The sequence below is a fragment of the Mesorhizobium sp. M7A.F.Ca.CA.002.04.1.1 genome, assembly GCF_004022805.1.
In the GTDB taxonomy this organism is placed as follows: Bacteria; Pseudomonadota; Alphaproteobacteria; order Rhizobiales; family Rhizobiaceae; genus Mesorhizobium; species Mesorhizobium ciceri.
The window spans coordinates 1-456 of record NZ_RZPL01001315.1 but is presented as its reverse complement, the minus strand read 5'-3'; the positions used below and the strand labels follow the sequence as shown (position 1 = coordinate 456).

Below are 456 nucleotides of genomic sequence, written 5' to 3'. Positions count from 1 at the left end.
GATGCAGGACAGGGCTTCGTCGACCACCTCGAAGCGATAGCCGTCGATCGCATCGCCGGCCACCTTCACACGCTGGCGGTAATCGTTCATGTCGCCGCAGATTGCCCAGCGTTTGTCGGCGGCATAGTCCTTGCCGAAGCGCTCCTCGATGATGCGCCGCACGGCCTGCGCCTCCGCGATGCGCACCGGCATCGTCGCCTCGCGCCCGTCGAGCCCGTTGCGCGGCGAACCCATCGACTTGAAATGCACGAGATAGAGCGTCAGCGGCACGCCGCCCACGGTGACGTCGATCTCCAGGCAGTCGCGCCGGAAAATGCGCTCATTGGCCTGATTGCCCAGTGCCTCGAGTTCCGGCGTGTGCAGCCCGAACTGCTCGTAGGTGACATAGGCGTGGCTGGTCATGCGCACGAATTCGATCGGCTGGCCCTGGGCGGTCTCATTGCGCATCATCACGGC

1 pseudogene is annotated in these 456 nt (G+C 64.9%); it reads right to left on the bottom strand.

What is annotated here, in order from left to right:
* Window positions 1–456, bottom strand: a pseudogene (locus tag ENZ75_RS33970) (endonuclease); the annotation flags it as partial.